Below are 25,047 nucleotides of genomic sequence, written 5' to 3'. Positions count from 1 at the left end.
AATGGACGATGCCGATCCGTGACTGGAAGGCGGCGCTGACTCGCTTTACGATCAGCTACGAAGACCGCCTGCCGCAGCAGTAACCCTAACCCCGGTTACACAAAATTCTGCACACCCTCATGCTTTTAAAGAAAATTCCTACCGATTGGTTTTGGTTTCGGCGGGTGGGATACCTCAGGTGACCGATATTCGTGATTATCCTTGCCCAATCTGAGAATTAAATGCCGTGGACGTCGGGCAAGTCATCTTCAAAGCTTTAAAGAGTGTTAAGAAGTGTAAAGTCAGCGCGCGCCTTTCTGCTTTCCCTGAGTTTCCACGGCTAGAATCCGCTGTTCTGAGGGATGGGTTCCGGCAGAATGCCGACCTATCCGGGCAGGTGACTGGCTGGTCTGACAAGTTTTCCCGGCGAGACGGTCATAGGCGCTGCCCATGCGGCGGCGCATGATCCGGGCATCCCATCCTGCGTGGAGCAAGATGCCCATGAGCACCGATGTACAGGGCCGTGCCCTGGCTGTACTGAACCGTGTCGCCCAGGCCGACTGGCCGGATCGCTTCAATCTTCGCAAACCCTTCGAGAAGCTGCTCTACAGCGGCAGCCGTACCGGCTTCCGCCTGGCCAGCGAGCGTTCGGCGAAGCAGGCGAAGGGACCGCGCAAGGCCGATCCGGACGGGTTGTTCGACCTGTCGTTCTCCGACGACCAGCAGATGCTGGTGGACATGCTCGAAGGCTTCGCCCTGGAGGTGTTGCGTCCGCTGGCTCATGACGCGGATGCCGAGGCCAGCCTGCCGGCGGAACTGCTCAACCAGGCGCTGGAGCTGGGCCTGACCCACTATGGGGTCGGCGAGGTGCACGGCGGCATGGCCGGTGAGCGCACCACGGTGACCACTGCCCTTATCGCCGAGGCCCTGGCCAAGGGCGATCTGTCGCTGGCGGCGGCCCTGCTGGTGCCGTTGTCGGCGGCCAACTGCATCCGCCGCTGGGGCAGCCCCTCGCAGCAGGCGCAGTGGCTGCCGGCGTTCGTCAGCGAAGAGGGGGCGCCGCTCACAGCCATCGCGGTCAACGAGCCGAGTCTGCTGTTCGACCCGCAGAAACTGGCGACCCGCGCCCGGCGCAAGGGCAGTCACTACCTGCTTTCCGGAGAGAAATGCCTGGTCCTGCGCGGCCTGGAGGCCAGCCGCCTGATCGTCGCGGCGAAGACCGACGAGGGGCCTGCGCTGTTCCTGGTGGAAGCCTCCGCCAAGGGCGTCGAGCGACGTGCCGAGCCGGCGATGGGACTGAAGGCCGGCGGCACCGCCCGGTTGCGCCTGAAGAGCGTCAAGGTGCCGGCGGACAACCGCCTGGCCGCCGAGCATTTCGACTACCGGGCCTTCCTCGATCACGCGGCCCTGGCCTGGTGTGCCCTGGCGCTGGGCACCGGGCAGGCGGCGCTGGACTACGTGATCGCCTACTGCAACGAGCGCGAGGCCTTCGGCGAGCCGATCAGCCATCGCCAGGGGGTCGCCTTCATGGTCGCCGACATCGCCATCGAACTGGACGCCATGCGCCTGATGGTCTGGCGCGCCTGCGCCCTGGCCGAGCGCGGCCAGCCGTTCCAGCGCGAGGCTTACCTGGCGCGTCTGCTGTGCGCCGAGAAGGCGATGAAGATCGGCACCGACGCCGTGCAACTGCTCGGCGGCCACGGCTTCACCAAGGAGCATCCGGCCGAGCGCTGGTACCGCGACCTGCGCGCGGTAGCGCTGATGGCCGGCGGCCTGCACCTGTGAACCCGAGCGAGTGCGCGGTCCGCCGCGACGAGTGAACGAGGAATCGACATGTACCTGGAAACCCCGAAGAAATTCCGCAGCCTGGCTAACCAGGCGCATCAGGTCGCAGAAAACTATTTCCGGCCGATCTCGCGCAAGTACGACAAGGCCGAACACGCCTATCCGAAGGAGCTGGACCTGCTCGCGGCCTTGCTGGACGGCATGAACAGCGGCTCGCCCGAGGCTGTCGGCGCGACCTCGGCGAGCAAGCGCGCCGGCAAGCAGGTAGAGGAGGGCATCAAGAACGGCGGCAACCTGTCGGCATTGCTCGGCGTGATGGAACTGTGCTGGGGCGACGTCGGCCTGCTCCTGGCCATGCCGCGCCAGGGGCTAGGCAACGCGGCGATCGCCGCGGTGGCCAACGAGGAGCAGTTGCAGCGCTTCGGCGGCACCTGGGCGGCGATGGCGATCACCGAGCCGGGCTGCGGCTCGGACTCGGCGGCGATTCGCACCACCGCGACCCAGGATGGCGACCACTATGTACTGAACGGCGAGAAGATTTTCGTCACTTCCGGCGAGCGGGCCGATGCCGTGGTGGTCTGGGCCACCCTGAACCGCAACCTGGGGCGGGCGGCGATCAAGTCCTTCGTGGTCGAGAAGGGCACGCCGGGGATGACCGTGACGCGCCTGGAGAAGAAGCTCGGGATCAAGGCTTCGGATACCGCTTCGATCAGTTTCAATGATTGCCGGGTGCCGGCCGCGAACCTGCTGGGCAACGCCGAGGTCGACGTGCAGAAGGGTTTCGCCGGGGTCATGGAGACCTTCGACAATACCCGCCCGCTGGTGGCCGGCATGGCCGTCGGGGTGGCCAAGGCGGCGCTGGACCGGACCCGCGAATTGCTGAAGAAGGCTGGCTGCAAGTTCGACTACAGGAAACCGCTGCTCACCGTCAGCCACGCCGAGGCCACTCTCTATCGCCTGGAGGCGGAGTGGGAGGCAGCGCGCCTGTTGACCTTGAAGGCGGCATGGATGGCCGACAACAAGCTGCCCAACTCGAAGGAAGCGTCCATCGCCAAGGCCAAGGCTGGACGGGTGGCCAACGAGATCACCCTGAAGTGCGTGGAGCTGGCTGGCGCCCTCGGCTACGCCGAGGATGAGCTGTTGGAGAAGTGGGCGCGGGACTCGAAGATCCTCGACATCTTCGAGGGCACCCAGCAGATTCAGCTGCTCATCGTCGCTCGCCGCCTGCTCGGCAAGTCTTCCAGCCAGTTGAAGTAGAAAGGGCGGCAAAGCCCGCCCGGTTCAGGCGCTGGCGCGGTCGCGCCCACCGCCGGCCTGGTCGCCGTTGCTGGATGGCCACAGTGCCAGCCAGTCGCGGAAACGGATGCGTTCCTCATGCACCAGCCAGCCGTCCTGTACGGCAAAGCTCTCGGCCAACCACAGGCCGCGGGTGGCCGCAGGGCGCAACTGGCCCTTGCGCAGGGTGAACAGGTCGCCGGTGGGGCGGCCCTGGTCCAGCGGCAGCAGGTAGAGATCGGGGCGCCGACGGTCCAGGCGCGCCACCAGCGGACCGCTCTCGAGCCGCTCGTCGACATGGTAGAGGCTCGGCTCGCGCGCATCGCGCGGCAGCTCCAGGCGCATGTCGTAGACCAGTTGCAGCGAGGCCGTGGGCAGGTGTACGTAGGCGCGTGGGCGCTCCAGCAAGCGCAGGCTGCCGGCTTGCACCGGACGGGCGGCGCCGGACAGCGGGGTGAGGACGAAGTGGCTGTTCTCCCGGTAGCGCAGCGAACCCTGGTAGGGCGTCGGCAGCCAGGTGTCGCCGAAGCGCCCGCCGAGCCAGCCGCCGGCGGTCTCCACCAGGCATTCCTCGGCGACTTCCTGGATCGCCGTGAGCAGCGGCAGGTTCAGTTCGTGGGCCGGTACGTAGCCGGAGATCAGCTTGAGCACGGTATCGCCGCGGTCCAGCCGGCGCTGACGGACCAGCACCCAGTAGTCGCGGCCCTGCCAGTTCAGGGTCAAGCGCACCGAGACCCCCAGGTTGGCCAGCTCGGCGACGAAGCGCTGCGGGTCGGCTACCTCCATGCGGCGGCGGCGTACGAGCATCTGCTGGAAGTTCAGCGGCAGGCCGAGGGCCTGGTAGACCAGCCCGTCCGGGGAGGCCTCCACCAGCAGCGGCAGGGTCTTGAAGGCGGACGGATCCTTGCGGGCGAGCATACGGGGCATACGGGGCTCCTTATCGGTTCATCGCGCCGGGGCGGGACGGAGGCTCACGTTCGATGCACCGGCCACCGGAGGCGAGGGCGGCAGGCAGGATACGGCTCGTTCGGGAGGAACATGGCAGCGGAATGCACCGCGGGTGTCAACCCGCGGATGTTGCAGCCGATGTATGGTTCAGGCCTTTTTCAGGGCTTGCGCGGCCATCGCGACATTATGGGCCAGGTGCAGCGGATTGATGGTGCCGACGATGGCGGCGGCGACGCCCGGCTGGTCGAAGACCAGTTCGAAGCTGGCGCGCACCGGGTCCTGTCCGGCGCCCAGGCAGGCATGCCCGCTGGCCAGCGCCTTCTTCACCAGGATGCCCTTGGCATGGGCCGCGGCGTACTCGATGACCGGGCGCTCGGCGCGCTCGTTCAGGTTGTAGGTGACCATCGCGCAATCGCCCTCGCGCAGGGCGCGCAGGCCACCTTCGACGGTCTTGCCGGAGAGTCCGTAGGCGCCGATCAGGCCCTCGCGCTTGAGCGCGGCGAGAGTCGGGTAGACCTCGCTGTTCTCGAGGATATCCAGGTCGTTGCCATCGGAATGCACCAGCACCAGCTCGATCCGCTCGGTCTCCAGGCGCTTCAGGCTGCGTTCGACGGAGCGCCGGGTATGCGTGGCGGAGAAGTCGAAGACTGACTGGCCGTCGACGAACTCTTCGCCGACCTTGCTGACGATCACCCAATGCTCGCGCTGGCCGCGCAGCAGCGGGCCGAGGCGTTCCTCGCTGCGGCCGTAGGCCGGGGCGGTGTCGATCAGGTTGATGCCGAGGTCGCGGGCCAGGGCCAGCAGGTCGGCGGCTTCGCGGTCGTCGGGGATGGTGAAGCCGGAAGGGTACTTCACTCCCTGGTCGCGGCCGAACTTGACGGTGCCCAGGCCCAGGGGCGAAACGGCCAGGCCGGTGTCGCCCAGCGGGCGGTGCAGGTCGTGGAGGGTATCCCTGATCATGCGAAGGCCACCTCCCAGGCCGGTTCGGCGAGCGGTGGACGCGGCAGTTGCGGCAGCGCGGCATGTTCGCTGGGGCGGATGCCGTCTTCTTCCAGGCGGGCGCAGACCCGGTCGGCGAAGTCAGGGGCCAGCGCCAGCTTGGTCGGCCAGCCGACCAGCAGGCGTCCCTGTTCGGCGAGGAAGGCGTTGTCCGGGCGCAACAGGTTGGACTGTGCCGGCTCGGCGCGATCCACCCGCAAGGTGGCCCACTGCGCCTGGCCGAGGTCGATCCAGGGCAGCAGCTTTGCCAGTTCGCGACGTGCTTCGGCGATCTGCGCGGCTTCGTCGCGGGCCACGCCATCGGCTTCGGCGATGTCGCCGCCGAGGTACCAGACCGACTGGCCGTCGCGGGTCGGATGGGTGGTCACGGTGATCCGTGGCTTCGGCCCGGCCCCCAGGCAGTGGGCGTACAGCGGTTTCAGGGTCGCCGCCTTGACCATCACCATGTGCAGCGGCCGCCGCTGCATGGCCGGTTGTTCCAGGCCCAGTTCGCGGAGCAGCGCCTCGTTGCCGGCACCGGCGCTGAGCACCACGCGCTGTGCTCGGATCTCCCGGCCGTCGACGCACAGGCCGGCCAGTTCCCGGCCTTCGCGCAGCGGTTCGATGCGCTCGCCGGCGAGCAGGCTGTCGCCGGCCAGTTCCGCCAGGCGGCGAATCAGGTCGGGGACGTCGAAGACGATTTCCGTGAGGCGGTAGGCCTTGCCCTTGAACCCCTTGTCGCGCAGCGCCGGAGGCAAATCCTCGCCCTTGGCCTGCTCGACCCGGCTGCGCACCGCCTTGCTGGCGAAGAAGCTGGTAAGGCTGCCGGCCAGGCCGCCCGGCGACCACAGGTAGTGCGCCTCGGAAAGCAGGCGCACGCCCCGCAGGTCGAGTTCGCCGTCGCTGCCGAGACAGGCGCGCCAGCGCCGCGGCATGTCGGCGATGGCTTCGGAGGCGCCGGTCAGGGCGCCATGCAGGGCGTACTTGGCGCCGCCGTGGATGATCCCCTGCGACTTCACGCTCTGTCCGCCGCCGAGGCTGGCGCTTTCCACCAGCACGGTGGCGTAGCCGGCCCGGCGCAAGCGGGCGTTCAGCCAGAGGCCGGCGATACCGCCGCCAACGATGAGGATGTCGGTGGAAAGGGCTTGGGGCATGGGGCTGCCTTATCGGGAACGGAAAGGGCGCAGTATACAACCTGCGCCCGCGCCGGTCGTTCAGTGCCCCGAAGCGCGGGAGAACAACTGGATCACCAGCACGCCGGCGATGATCAGGCCGATACCGAGGAGGGCCGCGGGGTCCAGGCGCTGGCCGTAGACGAACATCGCCACCAGGCTGACCAGGACGATGCCGAGCCCGGACCAGATGGCGTAGACCACGCCGACCGGCAGGGTGCGCATGACCAGCACGAGCATGCTGAAGGCGAGCACGTAGCCGCCCACCACCAGCAGCAGCGGCAGTGGCTTGCTGAATCCGGCGACGGCTTTCAGCGAGGTGGTGGCGACCACTTCGGCGGCGATGGCGATGGCGAGGTAGAGATAATTGGTCATGGCGGCGTCCTCCGGAAACTGCGGCCATTCTAGGGAGCCGGCGGATGGGATAAAGTCGTTACCTATCTGTATTGGAGATAGGTTATGCAGTGGAACCTGGAGCAGATCCGCCTGTTCGTCAGCGTCGCCGAGCGCCAGTCGTTCTCTGCCGCCGCCCGCGAACTGAAGCGGGTGCAATCGGCGGTGAGCAACGGCATCGCGCTGCTGGAGGCGGACCTCGGCGTCACCCTGTTCGAACGCAGCAGCGGACGCCAGCCGCGCCTGACCGACGAGGGCCGGGTGCTGCTGGCGGAGGCGCGCGAGGTGCTGCGCCAGTGCGAGCGCCTGCAGGGGCGCGCGCTGGGCCTGGCGCGCGGCGAGGAGCCGCGGCTGCGCCTGGCCCAGGACGAGGCGATGCCCTACCAGCCGGTGCTGGACAGCCTGGAAGCGCTGGCGCAGCGCTTTCCCAGTCTGGAGGTGCAGGTGTCCAGCGGCGGCCAGGGCGACGTGACCCGTCGTTTGCTCGAGGAGCAGGCTGACCTCGGCCTGCTGTTCCACCATGAGCGCATGCCTGAGTCGCTGGAGCGGCGGCGCCTCGGCAGCGTCGAGATGGTCACGGTGTGCGGCGCCGGCCACCCGCTGGCCGGGCTGCAACGGGTCAGTCGCCGCGAGCTGGCACAGCACCGGCAACTTTTGATCGTGCCCCAGCAGAGCGGCTATCCGGGCGGCGAGCAGATCAGCCCGCAGGTGTGGCGGCTGGACAGCTTCTATTCCATGGCCGAGTTGCTGATGCGCAACCTCGGCTGGGCCTGGCTGCCGCGGCACGTGGTGCAGTACCCCACCTACGATCGGCTGATGGTGGAGCTGACCAGCGACTGGACGCCGCCGTCGCTGGTGGTCGAACTGGTCTGGCGGCGCAACGAGGTGCTCGGCCCGGCGGCGGCCTGGCTCGGCGAAACCTTCACCCGCCACCTGCGCGCCATCGGCTGAGCCGGTCGGCGGGAGTTTTGCTAAGCTGCGCGCCCATGAACCGTACCCTCTATACCCTGCTGTTCCACCTCGGCTTGCCGCTGGTGGCGTTGCGCCTGTGGTGGCGCGCGCGCCAGGCACCGGCCTATGCCAAGCGCATCGGCGAGCGTTTTTCCCTGTCCTTGCCCGAGGTGCCGCCCGGCGGCATCTGGGTGCACGCCGTCTCGGTGGGCGAGAGCATCGCCGCCGCGCCGATGGTGCGGGCGCTGCTGGAGCGCCATCCGCAGCTGCCGGTCACCGTCACCTGCATGACCCCGACCGGCTCGGAGCGCATCCGCGCATTGTTCGGCGAGCAGGTCCGGCACTGCTATCTGCCCTACGACCTGCCCTGGGCGGCGGCGCGCTTCCTCGACCGGGTGCGGCCGCGCCTGGCGGTGATCATGGAAACCGAGCTGTGGCCCAACCATATCCATGCCTGCGCCGTGCGCGGGATCCCGGTGGCGCTGGCCAATGCGCGCCTGTCCGAGCGCTCGGCGCGTGGCTACGCGCGCTTCGCCGGGCTGACCCGGCCGATGCTCGCCGAGCTGTCCTGGATCGCCGTGCAGACCGAGGCCGAGGCCGAGCGCTTCCGTCGTCTCGGCGCGCGTCCTGAGTGCGTCAGCGTGACCGGCTCGATCAAGTTCGACCTGCGCATCGACCCGCAGCTGCCGCTGGCCGCTGCCGCCCTGCGCGAGGAATGGGACGCGACGGCGCGACCGCTGTGGATCGCCGCCAGCACCCATGCCGGCGAGGACGAGATCGTCCTGGCAGCCCACCGGCGCCTGCTGGAAACGCGTCCCGACGCGTTGCTGATCCTGGTGCCGCGCCATCCGGAACGCTTCGCCGGCGTCCACGAGCTATGCCGCCGCGAAGGCTTCGCCACGGTCCGGCGCTCCGGCGGCGAGCCGGTGGCACGCGCGACCCAGGTGCTGCTCGGCGATACCATGGGCGAGCTGCTGTTCCTCTATGCCCTGGCCGACATCGCTTTCGTCGGCGGCAGCCTGGTGCCCAACGGCGGGCACAACCTGCTGGAGCCGGCGGCCCTGGGCAAGCCGGTGTTCGCCGGTCCGCACCTGTTCAACTTCCTCGACATCGCCGCGCAATTGCGCGACGCCGGGGCGCTGCTCGAGGTGACGGATGCCGGCGAGCTGTGCGACGGCCTCACGCGCCTGTGGGCGCAGCCGGAGGTCGCGACGGCCATGGCCACTGCCGGAGAGAAGGTGCTGCGCAACAACCAGGGCGCCCTGGAGCGGCTGCTGGCGGGGTTGGCGCGGTTGCTCGAGCGCGGCGGGTAGCGCCCGCCCCGTCGGCGCTCCCCTGGCCCTGCATCGCGACAGGCCGTTTCAGAACGTCGGCGGGGTGATCACCCAGAGCACCAGGGTATCGCTGTCGCCTGGGTTGCCGTAGCGATGCGGTTCCTGGCTGGAGTAGCTGAAGCTGTCGCCCTCGCGGAGCTGGAAATGGCGGTCGCCGACCCAGAGTTCGAAGATTCCGCTGAGGATGTAGCCGGCTTCCTCGCCCTCATGGCTGTAGCTCTGCTGGCTGTAGGTGCCCGGCGGGAAACGCGAGTGGAGGATCTCCAACTGGCGGCTGGGCTGCGGGGTGAGCAGTTCGTCGATGATGCCGTCTTCGTAATGCACGCTCATGCGCGTGTTGCTCCGCACCACGTAGCCGGCGTCCGCCGGGTCCACCGCGGCCTCGCTGGCGAAGAACCACTGGATGGTCACGCCGAGGCTGCGGGCGATGTTGAACAGCGCCGGAATCGACGGATACGCCAGGTTGCGTTCCAGTTGGCTGATGTAGCCGGCGGTGAGTTCGCTCTGTGCGGCCAGCTCGGCCAGGGTCAGGCCGCGGCGTTTGCGCAGGCCGCGGATGCGGGTGCCGAGGAAGTGCGTTTCGCTGCGTGGCGTGTCGGTGGCGTCCGGCGGTGACGGGCGGGGCATGCGGCGGGGTCCTGGCTGCGTTTGCGGCATTCTAGGGGCTGGGCCGGGACCCGTCGAGGGAGCCGCGGCCGCGCCGCTCAGATGCTCCAGGCGGCCTTGAGCCCTTCGTAGATCGCCTCCTCGGCGGTGCGGGGGGCCAGGCAGTCGCCGATCCGCAGCACCTCCGCCAGGCCGTGCAGGCTGTCGGCCAGTCGGTCCACCGGCTGGTGGCCCTGGCATAGCACCAGGGTATCGACCTCCTCGAACAGCATCGCCTCGCCGCTGGCGCTGTGCTGCATGTACACCGTGGTATCGTCGCAGCCGTACAGGCGGGCGTAGGGCGTGACCGGGATACCCAGGCGGTGCAGTTCGCCGGCCAACTGGTCGCGCACGTACAGCGGCAGGCTCTCGCCGCAGTGGGTGCCGTTCACCGCCAGGCGCACCTGGTGGCCCTCGCGCACAAGCTTTTCCGCGATACCGGGGCCGATCCAGTCGCCCCGCCAGTCGGTGACCAGCACCGAGCGACCGACCCGCACCTCGCCGCGCAGCACCTGCCAGGCATCCACCACCTGCAGCTCGCCGCCGCGCTCGAAAGGCGGCCAATAGGGTTCGGCGCCGGTGGCGACGATCACCAGGTCCGGCCGTTCGCGCTCCACCAGCGCGCGGTCGACCGGCGTGTTGCGGCGTACCTCGACGCCGGCCAGTTGCATCTCCCGTTGCAGGTTGGTGGAGGCGCCGCCGAATTCCGCGCGGCGCGGCAGCAGTTGCGCCAGGTTGACCTGGCCGCCGAGCTGGGCGCCGGCCTCGCAGAGCACTACCTCGTGGCCGCGCTGTGCCGCCACCGCCGCCGCCTTCATCCCCGCCGGGCCGCCGCCGGCGACCAGCACGCGCTTGCGCCGCGAGGCCGGATTGGGCGTTGCGTAGGTCAGCTCGCGGCCGGTTTCCGGGTGCTGGATGCAGGAGATCGGATAGCCTCGGTGGAAATGTCCGATGCAGGCCTGGTTGCAGGCGATGCAGGCGCGCACGTCGTCGCTGCGCCCGGCCTCGGCCTTGTTCGGCATCTGCGGGTCGCAGATCAGCGCGCGGGTCATGCCGCAGACGTCGGCCTGGCCTCGGGCGAGGATGGCCTCGGCCTCCTGGGGCTGGTTGATGCGCCCGGTGACGAACAGCGGGATCGCCAGGCGCGCCTTGAAGGTACCGGCTTCGCGGGCCAGGTAAGCCGGCTCGATGGCCATCGGCGGGACGATATGGATGGCGCCGCCGAGGGAGGCCGAAGTACCGGCGACGATGTGCAGGTAGTCCAGCTCGCCCTGGACCGCCTCGGCCGCCTGCAGCGACTCGCTTTCGCTGAGACCCTCGGGGTCGCGCTCGTCGGCGGACAGGCGCAGGCCGACGATGAAGTCCTCGGAGGTGGCCGCGCGCACCGCCGCCAGCACTTCGCGGAGGAAACGCAGGCGGGCATCGAGGTCGCCGTTGTAGCCATCCGTGCGGCGGTTCACCCGCGGGTTGAGGAATTGCGCCGGCAGGTAGCCATGGCTGGCGACCACCTCCACCCCGTCCAGCCCTGCCTGGTGCAGGCGGCGCGCGGCGGCGGCGTAGCCGGCGACGATCTCGTCGATCAGCGGCTGGTCGAGTTCGCGCGGCATCACCCGGAACCGTTCGTTGGGCGAGGCCGAGGCGGAATAGGCCACCGCCAGCAGGCCGTCGGCGGACTCCATGATCTCGCGCCCGGGATGGAAGATCTGCGACAGCACCACGCAGCCTTCGGCGTGGCAGGCCTCGGCGACCCGCCGGTAGCCGGGGATGCAGGCATCGTCGGTGGCCATCAGCACGTGCGAGGTGTAGCGCGCGCTGTCGTGGACCCCCGCCACCTGCATGACGATCAGTCCGGCGCCGCCGCGGGCCCGGGCGCGGTGATAGGCGACGAGTGGCTCGTTGACCAGGTTGTCGGTAGGCATCGACGTGTCGTGGCCGCTCGACATGATGCGGTTTTTCAGGCGTTTGCCCCGGATTTCCAGGGGGCTGAACAGGTGCGGGAAATTCACGGTTGGCGTCCTTCTTGTTGTTCTCGCGGCGCGCTTCAGAAACAGGATATGAATTTACCATCAGTAAAAAATCAACTTGTTTTTTTAAAATCGACTGGATAGTTTCTGTCCCGTGGCCGCTTCCCGGCGGCTCGCTGCGATCCACTCCACAACAAGAACAAGAGGAGACGCACATGAACCGTTCCTTTCCATTGCGCCGCGCGGCCAGCGCCCGTCCGCATCCGGTTTTTCCTTGCCGCGTCCTGCTCGGCGCCGTCCTGCTGGCGTTCGGCGGCCTCGCGCCAGTCCAGGCCGATGATGGCCTGGTGGTGGTCGGCTACGGCGGCGCCGGACAGAAGGCCCAGGAGGTGGCGTTCTTCCAGCCGTTCACGCAGCAGACCGGGATTCCCGTAGTGCAGAGCGAGTACAACGGCGAGATGGCCCGGATCAAGGTGATGGCCGACACCGGTCACGCCGACTGGGACCTGGTCCAGGTCGAGGGGCCGGATCTGGCGCGCGGTTGCGACGACGGCCTGTTCGAGCGTCTGGACTGGCAGGCCATCGGCGGCAAGCAGCAGTTGATCGCCAATGCCGCCCAGGAATGCGGTTCCGCCGCGCTGGTCTGGGGCGTGGCGATCGGCTACGACGCCGACCGGCTGCAACAGCCGCCGGCGTCCTGGGCCGACTTCTGGGACGTCCAGCGCTTCCCCGGCAAGCGCGGCCTGCGCAAGCGGGCGATCTACAACCTGGAGTTCGCCCTGCTCGCCGACGGCGTGCCACGCGAGCAGGTCTATCCGCTGCTGGCGACCCGCGCCGGCGCCGACCGTGCCTTCGCCAAGCTGGGCCAGCTCAAGCCCTACATCCAGTGGTGGGAGGCGGGAGCGCAGCCGGCGCAGTGGCTGGCCGCCGGCGACGTGGTGATGACGTCCACCTACACCGGGCGCATCGCCGACGCCCACCGCGCGGGGCGCAACCTGGCCCTGGTATGGCCGGGCAGCCTGTACGGCATGGACTACTGGGCGGTGGTCAAGGGTTCGAAGCGCGGCGCCGAGGCGCGTCGCTTCATCGCCTTCGCCAATGCCCCGGATGCCCAGGTGCGCTACGTCGAGAACATTCCCTACGGGCCGACCAACCGCCAGGCCGCCCAGCGCCTGCCCGCGCAACTGGCGAGCTGGGTGCCGACCGCGCCGGCGAACCTGGAGCAGGGCCTGGCGATGGACGACGAATTCTGGGTCGAGCATGGCGAGGAGCTGGAGGAGCGCTTCAACGCCTGGGCCAGCCAGTGAGACGGGCGCCACGTAACCTGCGATCATCGGGGCTGCCCGCCGGTGGTCGCGGGCGACGAGCAGGAGCCGCGAAAGGATGAACCAGGAAGTGCGCTTTTCCCGTCTGGAACCAGAGCAGCGCAAGGCGCTGCTGATCGAGGCGACCCTGGCCTGCCTGAAGCGGCATGGCTTCCAGGGCGCCTCGGTGCGCAAGATCTGCGCCGAGGCCGGGGTATCGGTGGGCCTGATCAATCACCACTACGATGGCAAGGACGCGCTGGTGGCCGAGGCCTACCTGGCGGTCACCGGACGCGTCATGCGCCTGCTCCGCGGCGCCATCGACACCGCGCCGGGCGGCGCCCGCCCGCGGCTCTCGGCGTTCTTCGAGGCATCCTTCTCCGCCGAGCTGCTCGATCCGCAATTGCTCGACGCCTGGCTGGCGTTCTGGGGTGCGGTGGGCAGCATCGAAGCGATCGGGCGGGTCCACGACCATTCCTATGGCGAGTACCGGGCGCTGCTGGTCGGCGTGCTGCGGCAACTGGCGGAGGAGGGCGGCTGGGCGGACTTCGACGCGGAACTGGCGGCCATCAGCCTCAGCGCCCTGCTCGACGGGCTGTGGCTGGAGTCTGGGCTGAATCCCGCGACCTTCACGCCGCGGCAGGGCGTGCAGATCTGCGAGGCCTGGGTGGATGGCCTGGAGGCGGGCGCCCATCGCCGCTTCCGGCGTGCGACGGAAGCTTGTTGATCGTCCGTTCAGTAGTGGATAGGCTGCTGCTGGCAGCGGAAGGCGCCCCGGCCCCTTCCGCCCACCGTCCGACAACCCAGAACAAGAAACGCCCCGGCCCGCCGGAGGCGCAAGGTGATGGCGATGGTTCCGCGCGTATTGGTGGTCGACGACGACCCGGTGATTCGTGAGCTTCTCCAGGCCTATCTCGGCGAGGAGGGCTATGACGTCCTCTGCGCCGGCAACGCCGAGCAGGCGGAAGCCTGCCTTGCCGAGTGCGCCCATCTCGGCCAGCCGGTCGAGCTGGTGCTGCTGGACATCCGCCTGCCCGGCAAGGACGGCCTGACCCTGACCCGCGAGCTGCGGGTGCGCTCCGAGGTGGGGATCATCCTGATCACCGGGCGCAACGACGAGATCGATCGCATCGTCGGCCTGGAGTGCGGCGCCGACGATTACGTGATCAAGCCGCTGAACCCGCGCGAACTGGTGTCGCGGGCGAAGAACCTGATCCGCCGGGTGCGCCATGCCCAGGCCAGCGCCGGCCCCGCCCGGCAGGCCCTCAGGCAGTTCGGCGACTGGCTGCTGGACGCCGACCGGCGCCGCCTGATCGACCACGCGGGCAACGAAACCCTGCTCACCCATGGCGAATTCCAATTGCTCGGCGCCTTCCTGCGCAACAGCGGGCATACCCTGAGCCGCGACCAGTTGATGGACCAGATCCGCAACCGCGAGTGGCTGCCCAGCGATCGCTCCATCGACGTGCTGGTCGGCCGCCTGCGTCGCAAGCTGCGCGACGACCCGGCCGAACCGCAACTGATCATCACCATCCACGGCGCCGGCTACCTGTTCACCGCCGCGGCCAGCGACGCCTGAGCCATGCAGGCCCGCTGGCTGGCGCTCTGCGGATGGCTGCTGGGCGGCCTGGCACAGGCTGCGGAGACCATCCGCTATTGCGACTATCCGGTATACCCGCCGATCTCCTGGAGCGACGGCCAGCAGGTCCGGGGGCTGGCGCCGGAGCTGGTGAAGCGGCTGTTCGGCGCGCTGGGCTACCGGGTCGAGGTGGTGGTGCTGGGCAACTGGCGGCGCTGCCTGCTGGACGCCGCCGCCGGACGGGTCGACCTGGTACTGGCCTACCGCACGCCCGCGCGCGATCGCGACCTGGCGTTTTCCGCCGAGCCGGTGCTGCGCGAGGACGTGGCGATCTTCTACAACCGCCAGCGGCCGGTGCGCATCCGATCCCTCGGCGACCTCGCCGGCTATCGCGGCGGATTGTTGTTCGGCGAAAGCTACGGGGCGGACTTCGACCGCTTCGTCGGCCGCCACGGCAACGTCGAATGGGTTTCCGACAGCCGACAGAACTTCGGCAAGCTGGTGCGCCAGCGCATCGACTACATCGCCCACGAACGCCGCACCGGCACGCTGTTCGCCGAGCGCCTGGCCGGCGGCGAGAACATCCGTGCGCTGCCCGAACCGCTGACGGTGGACTACCTGCGGGTGGCGGTCTCGCGGCACTCGCCGCTGGCGGCGAAGATGGACGAGATCGACCGGGCCCTGCGTGGCTATCGCGACGACGGCAGCATCCAGCGTTGGCTGGACGACAGCGTGCGCGACTATCGGCGCCTCGCCGGCAACCGCGCGGACGCCTGGTGAGCGGCCGCGGTGGAGTGTTGGCGCGGCGCCTGCTGTGGCGGGTGCTGCTGTTCAGCCTGTGTTTCACCGTCCTCGCCGGCGCCGTGCAGCTGTTCTTCGAATACCGCCGCGAAATGCGCGAGATCGAGGCGCGCCTGGAACTGATCCGCAGCGGCTACCTGGCCAGCTTCGAGCGCAGCCTGTGGGATCTCAACCAGGAGCAGTTGAACGTGCAGTTGCGCGGCCTCGGGGATTTCCCCGACATCGCCCGCGTCAGCCTGCAAAGCGCCGACTTCAACCTGTTGCAGGGCGACCAGCGTCCACGCGGCATGCTGCGGGTCGAGCGCTTTCCCTTGAGCTACCAGCCGCCGGGGGGCGAGCGTCGGCATCTGGGCGAGCTGGAGATCGCCATCGACCTGGCGGCGGTCTATCGCCGGCTGGTTTCCGGCGGCCTGGCCAGCCTCTTGTGGATGGGCAGTTTCCTTTGCGGCCTGGCGGTGGCCCTCAGTTGGCTGTTCCACAGCCTGGTCACTCGCCATCTGTGGCGCATGTCCGAGTTCGCCGGGCATATCGCCGAAGGCGACCTGCAACAGCCGCTGCGACTGGACAAGGCGGACCGCGAACGCGACGAGATCGACGCCGTCGCCACCGCCCTGGAGGACATGCGCCAGGCCTTGCGCACCGATCGCCGCCGGCGCGACGCCGACCGCGACGAGTTGCGTCGGCAGGTCGAGCGGCGCACCGCCAGCCTGCGCCGGGCGAAGGACCAGGCGGAAGCCGCCGACCGCGCCAAGAGCCGTTTCCTCGCGACCATGAGCCATGAGATCCGTACCCCGCTGAACGGCATCCTGGGCATGGCCGAGCTGCTGCGCGAGGCATCGCTCGGCGAGCGCGACCGCCAGCGCCTGCGGGCACTGGCGACAGCGGGGGAGGGACTGCTGGCGATCCTCAACGAGGTCCTCCACTTCGCCCGGCTGGAGGAAGCGCCGGATTTGCCGGAAGCGGTGGACTTTTCCTTGCGGAGCCTGCTCGAGGACGTCCTCACCCTGCTCGAACCACGGGCGCGGGAGAACGCCACGCGGCTGGACCTGTGGCTGGACCCGCAGGTTCACGACGGCCATCGCGGCGCCGAGCAGTTCCTGCGCCAGGTGTTGACCAACCTGCTGGGCAACGCGGTGAAGTTCACCGAGGCCGGCGAGGTGCGCGTTCGCGTCGAGCGGCTGGCGCGCAGCGCAGGAAGCGAGCGCCTGCGGCTGAGCGTCGCGGACGATGGAATCGGCATTCCCGAGGAAATGCGCGAACGCATCTTCGAACGCTTCACCCAGGGCGGCGACGCCGTGACCCGCCGTTACGGCGGAACCGGCCTGGGCCTGGCGATCAGCAAGCGGCTGGTGGAAGCGCTGGGCGGGCGGATCGGCGTGGAAAGCCGGGTCGGCCAGGGCAGTACGTTCTGGTTCGAGATCGAGCTGGCGCTGGCGAGCTTGTCCGGCGCGACGCCGCCGGCGGCATCGGTGTCTGCGCTGGAGGTGCTGCTGGTGGAGGACGTGGCGCTCAACCGCGAGGTGGCCCAGGGCCTGATCGAGCGGGACGGCCACCGGGTGATGCTGGCCGAGGACGCGGGGCCGGCCCTGGCGCTGTGCCGGCAGCGGCGCTTCGACCTGATCTTGCTGGACATGCACCTGCCGGGGATGGCTGGCCTCGAGCTTTGCGCCGGGATTCGCCGGCAGCTCGACGGCCTGAACCGCGCCACGCCGATCTTCGCCTTCACCGCCAGCATCCAGCCGGACATGGTGCGTCGGTACTTCGCCGCGGGCATGCAGGGCGTGCTCGGCAAGCCCCTGCGGATGGACGAGCTGCGCCGCGCGCTGGGCGAGGTCGGCACCAGCGTGCCTGCGCTTGCGGCGGACGCCGCGCTGGACCGGCAGATGCTCGAGACCCACCGCCGCCTGCTGGGGCGGCACAAGCTCGCCGGACTGCTGGACAACCTGCTGGGAAGCCTGGACGAGCAGTTGCCGCTGCTGGCCGAAGCCCTGGACCAGGCGGACCTGGCCGAGGCGGCGAACATCGCCCATCGCCTGTCCGGAAGCTGCCAGTCCATGGGCCTGGTGGCGCTCGGCGCCGGCCTGGGCGAGCTGGAGCGCGAGGCCCTGGGCGCGGCCGGGGTCGACCCGCGGGCCTGGGGCGCACGCCTGGGTAGCCTGCGCCGCGACGGCGCCGAAGCCCTGCGCCGCGCCGGCTTCCTTGGCGAAGCCGACGCAGCGGCCGGTTGAGCGGCGCGGCGAACAACTTCCTTACAGCTTTTTACATCTTCGATCCGCGCGTTCAACGGCGTCTTACATCCGCCGCCAATAATCCGCTCATCCGTGCGCAAGACACGGCCTCTGACAGAGTGGAGACAAGAATAATGAGCCATCTCGAAGACCCCTGCGCGTACTCTCATCCGGAGGTGCGCCATGGCTGACGGCAAGGAAAGGCTGCAACTCACCCGGGCCCTGGCGAGCCGCCACATCTTCATGCTGTCCCTCGGCGGGGTGATCGGCACCGGGCTGTTCATGGGCTCCGGCGTGACCATCAACCAGGGCGGCCCGGCCGGCGCGGTGCTGGCCTACCTGGTGGCCGGGGTGCTGATGTACCTGGTGATGGTCTGCCTCGGCGAGCTGTCGGTGCAGATGCCGGTCTCCGGTTCGTTCCAGGCCCACGCGACGCGTTTCATCGGCCCGGCGACCGGCTTCATGATCGGCTGGGTCTACTGGATGAGCTGGGCCTCCACGGTAGGCCTGGAATTCACCGCGGCCGGGATGCTCATGACCCGCTGGTTCCCGGAGGTGCCCGTGTGGCTATGGTCGGGTTTCTTCGTGGTCGTGCTGTTCTCCCTCAATGCCCTGGCGACCCGCGCCTTCGGCGAGGCCGAGTACTGGTTCGCCGGGATCAAGGTGGCGGCGATCCTGGTGTTCATCGTGGTCGGGGGACTGGTGATCTTTGGCGGTATCGAACTGAAGAGCGGTGCGCCGGCGCCGATGTTCTCCAACCTGGTCGGCGAGCGGCTGTTCCCCAACGGCCTGTCGGCGGTGTTCGCGGTGATGATGACGGTGGTCTATGCCTTCCAGGGTTGCGAGATCATGGGCGTCGCCGCCGGCGAGACCGAGCGACCGGAGAAGAGCATCCCGCGGGCGGTGCGCAACGTGGTGTTCCGCGTACTGATCTTCTACGTGCTGGCCATCGTCGTGCTTTCCGCCATCATTCCCTGGCAACAGGCCGGGCTGATGGAAAGCCCGTTCGTGCAGGTGTTCGACATGGTCGGGATTCCCTACGCGGCGGACCTGATGAACTTCGTCATCCTCACCGCCATCCTCTCGGTAGGCAACTCGGGCCTGTACGCCTCGACGCGGATCCTCTGGGCGATGTCCAGGACCGGCATGGCCCCGCGCGGCCTGTCGAAGCTCAGCGCGCGCGGCGTGCCGCTCTACGCGTTGCTGATCACCCTGTGCTTCGCCCTGCTCTCGTTGCTGACCAGCGTGGTCGCCGCTGACACCCTGTTCATGGTGCTGATGGCGGTGAGCGGGATGTCCGGCACCGTCACCTGGATCGTCATCGCCTACGCCCAATACCGCTTCCGCCGCGAGCACATGGCCAGCGGCGGCACGGTCGCCGAGCTGAAATATGCCGCGCCGCTGTTCCCGCTGGTGCCGCTGGCCTGCATCGCCGTGTGCTGCTCGCTGTTCGTCTTCCTCGCCCTCGATCCCACCCAGCGGCCGTCCTTGTACTGGGGCTTCGGCTTCATCGCCGCCTGCTACCTGGCCTATTACGTGGTTCGTCGCCGGCAGCCGCAGGGACTGGGCGACCCCGCCCTGGGACGGGCCGGCTGAACGGCCATTCGCAGGACCCGACGCCCGCCGCATCCGGCGGGCGTTTTCGTTTTCGCCTGGTTGGTTTGTTCGAAGTTGTAACAGCCGGCTCGCGCGGGCCTCCGCCGCTTTTCGGCGGATCGCATGGCGTGTGGCTTTGCGCCTGCCGCAGGGCCGTTACATACACCCGAATGGGTGGATTGTGGTCTTGTTGAACGAATGTTTAGTATTGCCGGAAAGCCGCGATCGCCATCAACCAACAATAAGAACGAGGGCCGCATGACTGACCTTTCCCCATTGCAGACGCGGGTCGAAGCCGGGATCGCCTGGCTCGTCCTGAACCGTCCGCAACAGCGCAATGCACTGGATATCCCCACCCTGGAGGCCCTGCACGTCCGACTCGATGCCTGCGAGCGCGACCCGGCAGTGCGTGCTGTGGTCCTCGGCGGCAGCGGACGCAGCTTCTGCGCCGGGGCCGATCTCGCCGAATGGGCGGCGGCTGAAGCCCGTGGCGAGCTGGAACGCTATGGCTGGACCGAGGCCGCCCACGCCCTGATGGGGCGCCTGCACGCCCTCGACAAACCCACAGTCGCCGCCGTCAACGGCAGCGCCGTGGGCGCTGGCATGGACCTGGCGCTGTGCTGCGATTTCCGCATCGCCGCCGCCTCGGCGCGCTTCAAGGCCGGCTACACCGGCATGGCCTACTGCCCGGACGCCGGCGCCAGTTGGCATCTGCCACGGCTGCTCGGCAGCGAGGCGGCCAAGCGCCTGCTGTTCCTCGACGAAGCCTGGAGCGCGGAGCGAGCCCTGGGCGCCGGACTGGTCGGCGAGGTGGTCGCCGACGAGCGCCTGGTTGAGGCGGTCGGCGCCTTCGCTGCGCGTCTCGCCAGCGGTCCGACCTTTGCCTTCGCCCAGACCAAGCGCCTGCTGCGCGACGGCGCCGGGCGCTCGCTGGCCGAGCAGTTGCGGGCCGAGCAGGCCGCCGGGCTGCTCTGCGGGCGCAGCGAGGATGCCGCCGAGGCGCTGCGCGCCGTGGCCGAGAAACGTTTCCCTCAATTCAGCGGGCGCTAGGCGCCGAGCAGGTGATTCCCATGGATTTCAGGCTGACCCAGGAACAGGACATGCTGGTCGAGGCGGTGCGCAGCTTCGTCGAGAAGGAACTGCTGCCCCACGAGGACGATGTCGACCGCGCCGACGCGGTGTCGCCGGAGCTGGCCGCACAGATTCGCGGCAAGGCCCTCGCCGCCGGTTTCTATGCCTTCAACATGCCCGAGGAAGTGGGCGGCGGCGGCCTCGACTACCTGTCCCAGGCGCTGGTCGAACGCGAGCTGTCGAAGGTCTCCTGGGCCCTCCACGTATTCGTCGCGCGGCCCTCGAAGATCCTCATGGCCTGCACCGGAGAACAGCTCGGCGACTACCTGTTGCCCTGCGTGCAGGGCGAAAAGACTGATTGCTTCGCCCTCACCGAGCCGGGCGCCGGCTCCGACGCCAATTCGATCAAGACCCGCGCGGTGCGCGACGGCGACGCCTTCGTGATCAACGGTAGCAAGCACTTCATCAGCCACGCCGGGCACGCCGACTTCGCCATCGTCTTCGCCGTCACCGACAGCTACGAGCACAACGGCCGCAAGCGCAACGCGGTGACCGCCTTCCTGGTGGACAAGGGCACGCCCGGGATGACCGTGCGCCGCGGGCCGAAATGCGTGAGCAACCGTGGCTACCACACTTACGAGATCTTCTTCGACGATTGCCGGGTGCCGGCCTCCAAGGTACTCGGCGAGGTCGGCAAGGGCTGGGAAGTGGCCAACGCCTGGCTCACCGCCGGACGGGTGATGGTCGCCGCCAACTGCGTCGGCCAGGCCCAGCGCGCCCTCGACCTATCACTGCGCTGGGCGGCCGATCGCAAGCAGTTCGGCCAGCCGATCGGCAGCTACCAGGGCGTTTCCTTCAAGCTCGCCGACATGGCCACGCAGATCCGCGCCGCCGAGCTGATGACCCTGCACACCGCCTGGAAGATGGACCAGGGCACCATGACCGACGGCGAGGCCGGCATGGCCAAGCTGTTCGCCAGCGAGACCCTCGGCAAGGTCGCCGACGAAGCGGTGCAGATCTTCGGCGGCATGGGCCTGATGGATGAAGGACCGGTCGAGCGCATCTGGCGCAACGCACGGATCGAACGGATCTGGGAGGGCACTTCGGAAATCCAGCGGCACATCGTTTCCCGCGAACTGCTGCGGCCGTTGCTGCGTTGAAGTCCTGGCTCCCCTCTCCCTCCAGGGGAGAGGGGAAGGCTGCCATGTTCCGAATCGAGAACCGACATGAATCGTGAAAACCTCAAGCGCCTGCTGGCACCCAGGCATCTCGCCTTCATTGGCGGCCGTGGCATGGCGCGTGCCCTGAAACGCTGTGCCGAAGGCGGTTTCGCCGGCCAGTTGTGGCTGGTCAATCCGCAGCACGCCGAACTCGAAGGCGTACCCTGCGTGGCCAGCGTCGCCGACCTGCCGTGCGGCCCGGACGCGGCGTTCGTCGCCACCAACCGCGAACTGACCCTCGACGCGGTCGCCGCGCTCGCCGCCAAAGGCGCCGGCGGGGCGATCTGCTATGCCTCCGGCTTCGCCGAAACCGGCGAACAGGGCCTGGCCGTGCAACGCCGGCTGCTGGCCGCCGCCGGCGAAATGGCGCTGCTTGGCCCGAACTGCTACGGCTTGCTCGACTACCTGCACAGCGCCGCGCTATGGCCGGTGGCACATGGCGGTCGGCAGGTGGAGCGGGGCGTCGCGGTGCTGACGCAGAGCGGCAACTTCGCCTACAACCTGTCGATGAGCGACCGTTCGCTGCCGGTGGCCTATATGGCATCGGTGGGCAACCAGGCGCAGCTGGGCATCGCCGAGCTGATGGACGTGCTGCTCGACGAGCCGCGGGTGACTGCCATCGGCCTGCATCTGGAAGGTCTGAAGAACGTCCCGGGGTTCGCCCGCGCGGCCTACAAGGCGTTGCAGAAAGGCGTGCCGGTGATCGCCCTGAAGACCGGAGTGTCGAAGATCGGCGCGGCCCTCGCGCTCAGCCACACCAGTTCCCTGGCCGGTTCCGACGCGCTCTACGACAGCCTGTTCGAGCGCCTCGGGGTAATCCGTGTGAGCGGCCCGGTGAGCTTCGTCGAAACCCTCAAGGCCGCCGCCTGCGGCCACCTGCCTGGCGGGCCGAGCCTGGTCGCGCTGGCCTGTTCCGGCGGCGACGCCGGGTTGATCGCTGACTACGCCGAGCGCAACGGCCTGGGGTTGCCGTCTTTCGACGCCGGACAGCGCGACGAACTGGCCGGGGTACTGCCCGACTACGCCAACATCGCCAACCCGCTGGACTTCACCACCGCCATCTGGGGCGATGCCGCGGCCCTGGAGGAAATGCTCGACAGCGCTTTGCGCAGCCCTGCCGACGCCGCCCTGCTGGTGCTCGACTATCCGGGCGAGGAAACCGGCGAGCGGCCGCAGTGCGACCTGCTTCTGCAACGCTACTGCGCCGCGCTGAAGCGCCACGGCAAAGTCGGCTTCATCGCCTCGGCGTTCCCGGAACTGCTGCCGGCCCGGGCCCGCGAGCTGTTGCACGGCGAGGGCGTCGCCGCGCTGCAAGGCGTCGAGGATGGTCTCGCCGCCTGGGGACGGATCGCCCGCTACCGCCAGCGCCGCGCGGCGCTGCTGGAGCGCGGCGAGGCGGCGTTGGTGCCGATCTGCCCAGGGCCGCTGGCGGGCGACGGCTACCTGCTCGACGAGTGGCAATCCAAGCAGGCGCTGAAATCCTTCGGCCTGCCACTGCCCCCGGGGGTGCTGAGCACCCCCGGGCAGGCCCGCGAAGCGGCCCTCGACCTCGGCTTCCCGCTGGTGCTCAAGGCGGTCAGCGCCGCGCTGCCGCACAAGACCGAGGCCGGCGGCGTGGCGCTCGGCCTGCGCAACGAGGCGGCGCTGGAGGCGGCATTGTTCGACATGCGCGAAAGCCTGGCCCGGCACGCGCCGCAACTGGTCTTCGAGCGTGTGTTGCTGGAGCGCATGGCAGGCGCGCCGCTGGCCGAGCTGATCGTCGGGGTCAAGCGCGAGGAGGGCTTCGGCCTGGCATTGGTGATCGGTGCCGGCGGGATACTCGTGGAGCTGCTGCGCGACAGTCGCAGCCTGCTCCTGCCGACCACCGACGCGGCGATCCGCGATGCCCTGCTGAGCCTGCGCAGCGCGCCGTTGCTCAGCGGCTTCCGCGGTCGCCCGGCGGTATCCATGGAGGCCCTGGTGGCGGCGATCCGCGCGGTCGCCGAATTCGCCTGCGAACATGCCGAGCGCTTGCTGGAGCTGGACGTCAACCCATTGCTGGCGGATGCCGAGGGAGCGCTGGCGGTGGATGCGTTGATCCGGCTGGCCAATGGCTGAAGGCCCGGGCGGACACGACGGCTCCCCCTCCCGCTTGTGGGAATGGGAGCAAGAGCGCTGCGGCGCGAGCGGCGACTCCGATGGTCGCCGAACTGGACGAGGATATTGCCCATGCAACCACAGAAGACCCTCACCGCCGGCCAGGCCCTGGTCCGCTTGCTGGCCAACTACGGCGTGGATACCGTTTTCGGTATCCCCGGCGTGCACACCCTCGAGCTATACCGCGGACTTCCGGGCAGCGGCATCCGCCACGTGCTGACCCGCCACGAGCAGGGCGCCGGCTTCATGGCCGACGGTTATGCGCGGGTCAGCGGCAAGCCGGGAGTGTGCTTCGTCATCACCGGGCCGGGCGTGACCAACGTCGCCACCGCCATCGGCCAGGCCTACGCCGACTCGGTACCGCTGCTGGTGATTTCCAGCGTCAACCACAGCGCCAGCCTGGGCAAGGGCTGGGGCTGCCTGCACGAGACCCAGGACCAGCGTGCCATGACCGCGCCGATCACTGCCTTCTCCGCCTTGGCCTTGAGCCCGGAACAGCTGCCCGAACTGATCGCCCGGGCCTACGCGGTGTTCGACAGCGAGCGTCCGCGCCCGGTGCATATCTCGATCCCGCTCGACGTGCTCGCCGCGCCGGTGGCCCATGACTGGAGCGCTGCCGTGGCGCGCCGCCCTGGTCGTGGTGTGCCGTGCAGCGAGGCATTGCGGGCGGCGGCGGAGCGCCTGGCTACGGCCCGGCGACCAATGCTCATCGCCGGCGGCGGCGCGCTGGCGGCCGGCGAGGCGCTTGCCGCGCTGAGCGAGCGCCTGGCCGCGCCGCTGTTCACCAGCGTCGCCGGCAAGGGTCTGCTGCCGCCGGACGCGCCGCTCAACGCCGGGGCCAGCCTGTGCGTAGCGCCGGGCTGGGAGATGATCGCCGAGGCCGACCTGGTGCTGGCGGTGGGCACCGAGATGGCCGACACCGACTTCTGGCGCGAACGCCTGCCGCTGTCCGGCGAACTGATCCGCGTCGATGTCGACTCGCGCAAGTTCAACGACTTCTATCCCTCTGCCGTGGCGCTCAGGGGCGATGCCCGGCAAACTCTGGAGGCGCTGCTGGCGCGCCTGCCGCAGGAGGCCCGCGACGCCGCGCCGGCCGCCGCGAGGGTGGCGCGCCTGCGCGCGGAGATCCGCGCGGCACACGCGCCGTTGCAGGCGCTGCACCAGGCGATCCTCGACCGGATCGCCGCTGCGCTGCCGGCCGATGCGTTCGTCAGCACCGACATGACCCAGCTGGCCTATACCGGCAACTACGCGTACCCCAGCCGAGCGCCGCGCAGCTGGCTGCATCCCACCGGCTACGGCACCCTCGGCTACGGCCTGCCGGCCGGCATCGGCGCCAAGCTCGGCGCCCCGCAGCGCCCGGGCCTGGTGCTGGTTGGCGATGGCGGCTTCCTCTACACCGCGCAGGAACTGGCCACCGCCAGCGAGGAACTGGACAGTCCGCTGGTGGTGCTACTGTGGAACAACGACGCGCTCGGCCAGATCCGCGACGACATGCTCGGCCTGGACATCGAGCCGGTCGGCGTGCTGCCGCGCAACCCCGACTTCGCCCTGCTGGGCCGCGCCTACGGTTGCGCGGTGCGCCAGCCGCAGGACCTGGACGAACTGGAGCGCGACCTGCGCGCCGGCTTCGGGCAGCCCGGCGTGACCCTGATCGAACTGCGGCACGCCTGCGCGCGCTGACCGCC

20 protein-coding genes are annotated in these 25,047 nt (G+C 69.2%); 14 read left to right on the top strand and 6 right to left on the bottom strand.

The genetic code is table 11. From position 1 onward, the window contains the following. Window positions 1-474: 474 nt before the first annotated feature. Complete coding sequence (locus AC4OR5_RS23450; protein ID WP_003135655.1) at window positions 475-1,764, top strand: acyl-CoA dehydrogenase family protein; 1,290 nt, start codon at window positions 475-477, stop codon at window positions 1,762-1,764. Window positions 1,765-1,812: 48 nt separating this feature from the next. Further along, window positions 1,813-3,021: an acyl-CoA dehydrogenase family protein gene (locus AC4OR5_RS23445; RefSeq protein WP_003095742.1), complete on the top strand. Its 1,209-nt coding sequence runs from the start codon at window positions 1,813-1,815 to the stop codon at window positions 3,019-3,021. 24 nt (window positions 3,022-3,045) lie between these two features. Here AC4OR5_RS23445 and AC4OR5_RS23440 read toward each other — a convergent pair whose 3' ends face one another. The 4 genes from AC4OR5_RS23440 to AC4OR5_RS23425 form a co-directional block, all read right to left on the bottom strand. Continuing rightward, the gene (locus tag AC4OR5_RS23440; protein ID WP_003114542.1) at window positions 3,046-3,966 is read right to left on the bottom strand and encodes a hypothetical protein; all 921 of its coding nucleotides are present in this window, start codon (window positions 3,964-3,966) and stop codon (window positions 3,046-3,048) included. A 168-nt stretch (window positions 3,967-4,134) separates the two neighbouring features. Further along, on the bottom strand, window positions 4,135-4,947 hold the full coding sequence (locus AC4OR5_RS23435) for an aldo/keto reductase (protein ID WP_003095738.1): 813 nt from the start codon (window positions 4,945-4,947) through the stop codon (window positions 4,135-4,137). After that, window positions 4,944-6,119: an NAD(P)/FAD-dependent oxidoreductase gene (locus AC4OR5_RS23430; RefSeq protein WP_003109889.1), complete on the bottom strand. Its 1,176-nt coding sequence runs from the start codon at window positions 6,117-6,119 to the stop codon at window positions 4,944-4,946. The genes AC4OR5_RS23435 and AC4OR5_RS23430 overlap by 4 nt, the downstream gene beginning before the upstream one ends. 60 nt (window positions 6,120-6,179) lie before the next feature. After that, window positions 6,180-6,512: a DMT family transporter gene (locus tag AC4OR5_RS23425; protein WP_003095735.1), complete on the bottom strand. Its 333-nt coding sequence runs from the start codon at window positions 6,510-6,512 to the stop codon at window positions 6,180-6,182. An 84-nt stretch (window positions 6,513-6,596) separates the two neighbouring features. Between AC4OR5_RS23425 and AC4OR5_RS23420 the strand changes: the two genes are divergently transcribed. Then, complete coding sequence (locus AC4OR5_RS23420; protein WP_003109888.1) at window positions 6,597-7,481, top strand: LysR family transcriptional regulator; 885 nt, start codon at window positions 6,597-6,599, stop codon at window positions 7,479-7,481. A 35-nt stretch (window positions 7,482-7,516) separates the two neighbouring features. After that, window positions 7,517-8,794 (top strand): lipid IV(A) 3-deoxy-D-manno-octulosonic acid transferase, encoded by a 1,278-nt coding sequence (waaA, locus tag AC4OR5_RS23415; RefSeq protein ID WP_003109887.1) that lies wholly within the window; start codon window positions 7,517-7,519, stop codon window positions 8,792-8,794. 48 nt (window positions 8,795-8,842) lie between these two features. On the opposite strand, the gene AC4OR5_RS23410 is transcribed toward waaA, so the two are convergent. Next, window positions 8,843-9,442 carry a helix-turn-helix domain-containing protein gene (locus AC4OR5_RS23410; RefSeq protein ID WP_058159947.1) on the bottom strand — a complete coding sequence of 200 codons (600 nt, stop codon included), beginning with the start codon at window positions 9,440-9,442 and terminating at the stop codon, window positions 8,843-8,845. Window positions 9,443-9,519: 77 nt separating this feature from the next. Next, entirely contained in the window at window positions 9,520-11,466 is a 1,947-nt protein-coding gene (locus AC4OR5_RS23405; RefSeq protein WP_003123586.1) for an oxidoreductase, read from the bottom strand. Between the two features lie 173 nt (window positions 11,467-11,639). Here AC4OR5_RS23405 and AC4OR5_RS23400 point away from each other — a divergent pair, with 173 nt between their 5' ends. The 10 genes from AC4OR5_RS23400 (at window position 11,640) to AC4OR5_RS23355 (ending at window position 25,042) form a co-directional block, all read left to right on the top strand. Continuing rightward, entirely contained in the window at window positions 11,640-12,731 is a 1,092-nt protein-coding gene (locus AC4OR5_RS23400; protein ID WP_003095722.1) for an ABC transporter substrate-binding protein, read from the top strand. A 76-nt stretch (window positions 12,732-12,807) separates the two neighbouring features. Continuing rightward, on the top strand, window positions 12,808-13,455 hold the full coding sequence (locus AC4OR5_RS23395; RefSeq protein ID WP_003095720.1) for a TetR family transcriptional regulator C-terminal domain-containing protein: 648 nt from the start codon (window positions 12,808-12,810) through the stop codon (window positions 13,453-13,455). A 117-nt stretch (window positions 13,456-13,572) separates the two neighbouring features. Then, the gene (gene aruR, locus AC4OR5_RS23390) at window positions 13,573-14,307 is read left to right on the top strand and encodes a two-component system response regulator AruR (RefSeq protein WP_003095718.1); all 735 of its coding nucleotides are present in this window, start codon (window positions 13,573-13,575) and stop codon (window positions 14,305-14,307) included. Window positions 14,308-14,310: 3 nt separating this feature from the next. Next, entirely contained in the window at window positions 14,311-15,087 is a 777-nt protein-coding gene (locus tag AC4OR5_RS23385; protein WP_003095716.1) for a substrate-binding periplasmic protein, read from the top strand. Continuing rightward, complete coding sequence (locus tag AC4OR5_RS23380) at window positions 15,084-17,336, top strand: hybrid sensor histidine kinase/response regulator (RefSeq protein ID WP_058159946.1); 2,253 nt, start codon at window positions 15,084-15,086, stop codon at window positions 17,334-17,336. The genes AC4OR5_RS23385 and AC4OR5_RS23380 overlap by 4 nt, the downstream gene beginning before the upstream one ends. 183 nt (window positions 17,337-17,519) lie before the next feature. After that, window positions 17,520-18,932, top strand: coding sequence for an amino acid permease (locus tag AC4OR5_RS23375; RefSeq protein ID WP_003095711.1), 1,413 nt, complete (start codon window positions 17,520-17,522; stop codon window positions 18,930-18,932). Between the two features lie 258 nt (window positions 18,933-19,190). Further along, a complete protein-coding gene (locus tag AC4OR5_RS23370; protein WP_058159945.1) occupies window positions 19,191-19,982 on the top strand; it encodes an enoyl-CoA hydratase/isomerase family protein in 792 nt (263 codons plus the stop codon). A gap of 20 nt (window positions 19,983-20,002) precedes the next feature. Further along, window positions 20,003-21,163: an acyl-CoA dehydrogenase family protein gene (locus AC4OR5_RS23365; protein WP_003095708.1), complete on the top strand. Its 1,161-nt coding sequence runs from the start codon at window positions 20,003-20,005 to the stop codon at window positions 21,161-21,163. Window positions 21,164-21,229: 66 nt separating this feature from the next. Further along, window positions 21,230-23,320 (top strand): acetate--CoA ligase family protein, encoded by a 2,091-nt coding sequence (locus AC4OR5_RS23360; RefSeq protein WP_003116160.1) that lies wholly within the window; start codon window positions 21,230-21,232, stop codon window positions 23,318-23,320. A 42-nt stretch (window positions 23,321-23,362) separates the two neighbouring features. Further along, on the top strand, window positions 23,363-25,042 hold the full coding sequence (locus tag AC4OR5_RS23355; protein ID WP_079992388.1) for a 5-guanidino-2-oxopentanoate decarboxylase: 1,680 nt from the start codon (window positions 23,363-23,365) through the stop codon (window positions 25,040-25,042). Window positions 25,043-25,047: the final 5 nt, after the last annotated feature.

The organism is Pseudomonas sp. YA1, from assembly GCF_058680555.1.
The sequence above is the reverse complement of the archived record's forward strand: the minus strand, read 5'-3'. Positions and strand labels throughout refer to the sequence as shown.

Excerpts from the sequence above, each read along its gene's own strand:
- waaA (WP_003109887.1), top strand. The coding sequence starts at position 7,517 with ATGAACCGTACCCTCTATACCCTGCTGTTCCACCTCGGCTTGCCGCTG.
- AC4OR5_RS23365 (WP_003095708.1), top strand. The coding sequence starts at position 20,003 with ATGGATTTCAGGCTGACCCAGGAACAGGACATGCTGGTCGAGGCGGTG.
- AC4OR5_RS23410 (WP_058159947.1), bottom strand. The coding sequence starts at position 9,442 with ATGCCCCGCCCGTCACCGCCGGACGCCACCGACACGCCACGCAGCGAA.
- AC4OR5_RS23445 (WP_003095742.1), top strand. The coding sequence starts at position 1,813 with ATGTACCTGGAAACCCCGAAGAAATTCCGCAGCCTGGCTAACCAGGCG.
- AC4OR5_RS23385 (WP_003095716.1), top strand. The coding sequence starts at position 14,311 with ATGCAGGCCCGCTGGCTGGCGCTCTGCGGATGGCTGCTGGGCGGCCTG.
- AC4OR5_RS23425 (WP_003095735.1), bottom strand. The coding sequence starts at position 6,512 with ATGACCAATTATCTCTACCTCGCCATCGCCATCGCCGCCGAAGTGGTC.
- AC4OR5_RS23420 (WP_003109888.1), top strand. The coding sequence starts at position 6,597 with ATGCAGTGGAACCTGGAGCAGATCCGCCTGTTCGTCAGCGTCGCCGAG.
- AC4OR5_RS23435 (WP_003095738.1), bottom strand. The coding sequence starts at position 4,947 with ATGATCAGGGATACCCTCCACGACCTGCACCGCCCGCTGGGCGACACC.
- AC4OR5_RS23395 (WP_003095720.1), top strand. The coding sequence starts at position 12,808 with ATGAACCAGGAAGTGCGCTTTTCCCGTCTGGAACCAGAGCAGCGCAAG.
- AC4OR5_RS23370 (WP_058159945.1), top strand. The coding sequence starts at position 19,191 with ATGACTGACCTTTCCCCATTGCAGACGCGGGTCGAAGCCGGGATCGCC.
- AC4OR5_RS23375 (WP_003095711.1), top strand. The coding sequence starts at position 17,520 with ATGGCTGACGGCAAGGAAAGGCTGCAACTCACCCGGGCCCTGGCGAGC.
- aruR (WP_003095718.1), top strand. The coding sequence starts at position 13,573 with ATGGCGATGGTTCCGCGCGTATTGGTGGTCGACGACGACCCGGTGATT.
- AC4OR5_RS23440 (WP_003114542.1), bottom strand. The coding sequence starts at position 3,966 with ATGCCCCGTATGCTCGCCCGCAAGGATCCGTCCGCCTTCAAGACCCTG.
- AC4OR5_RS23430 (WP_003109889.1), bottom strand. The coding sequence starts at position 6,119 with ATGCCCCAAGCCCTTTCCACCGACATCCTCATCGTTGGCGGCGGTATC.
- AC4OR5_RS23355 (WP_079992388.1), top strand. The coding sequence starts at position 23,363 with ATGGGAGCAAGAGCGCTGCGGCGCGAGCGGCGACTCCGATGGTCGCCG.
- AC4OR5_RS23360 (WP_003116160.1), top strand. The coding sequence starts at position 21,230 with ATGAATCGTGAAAACCTCAAGCGCCTGCTGGCACCCAGGCATCTCGCC.
- AC4OR5_RS23400 (WP_003095722.1), top strand. The coding sequence starts at position 11,640 with ATGAACCGTTCCTTTCCATTGCGCCGCGCGGCCAGCGCCCGTCCGCAT.
- AC4OR5_RS23450 (WP_003135655.1), top strand. The coding sequence starts at position 475 with ATGCCCATGAGCACCGATGTACAGGGCCGTGCCCTGGCTGTACTGAAC.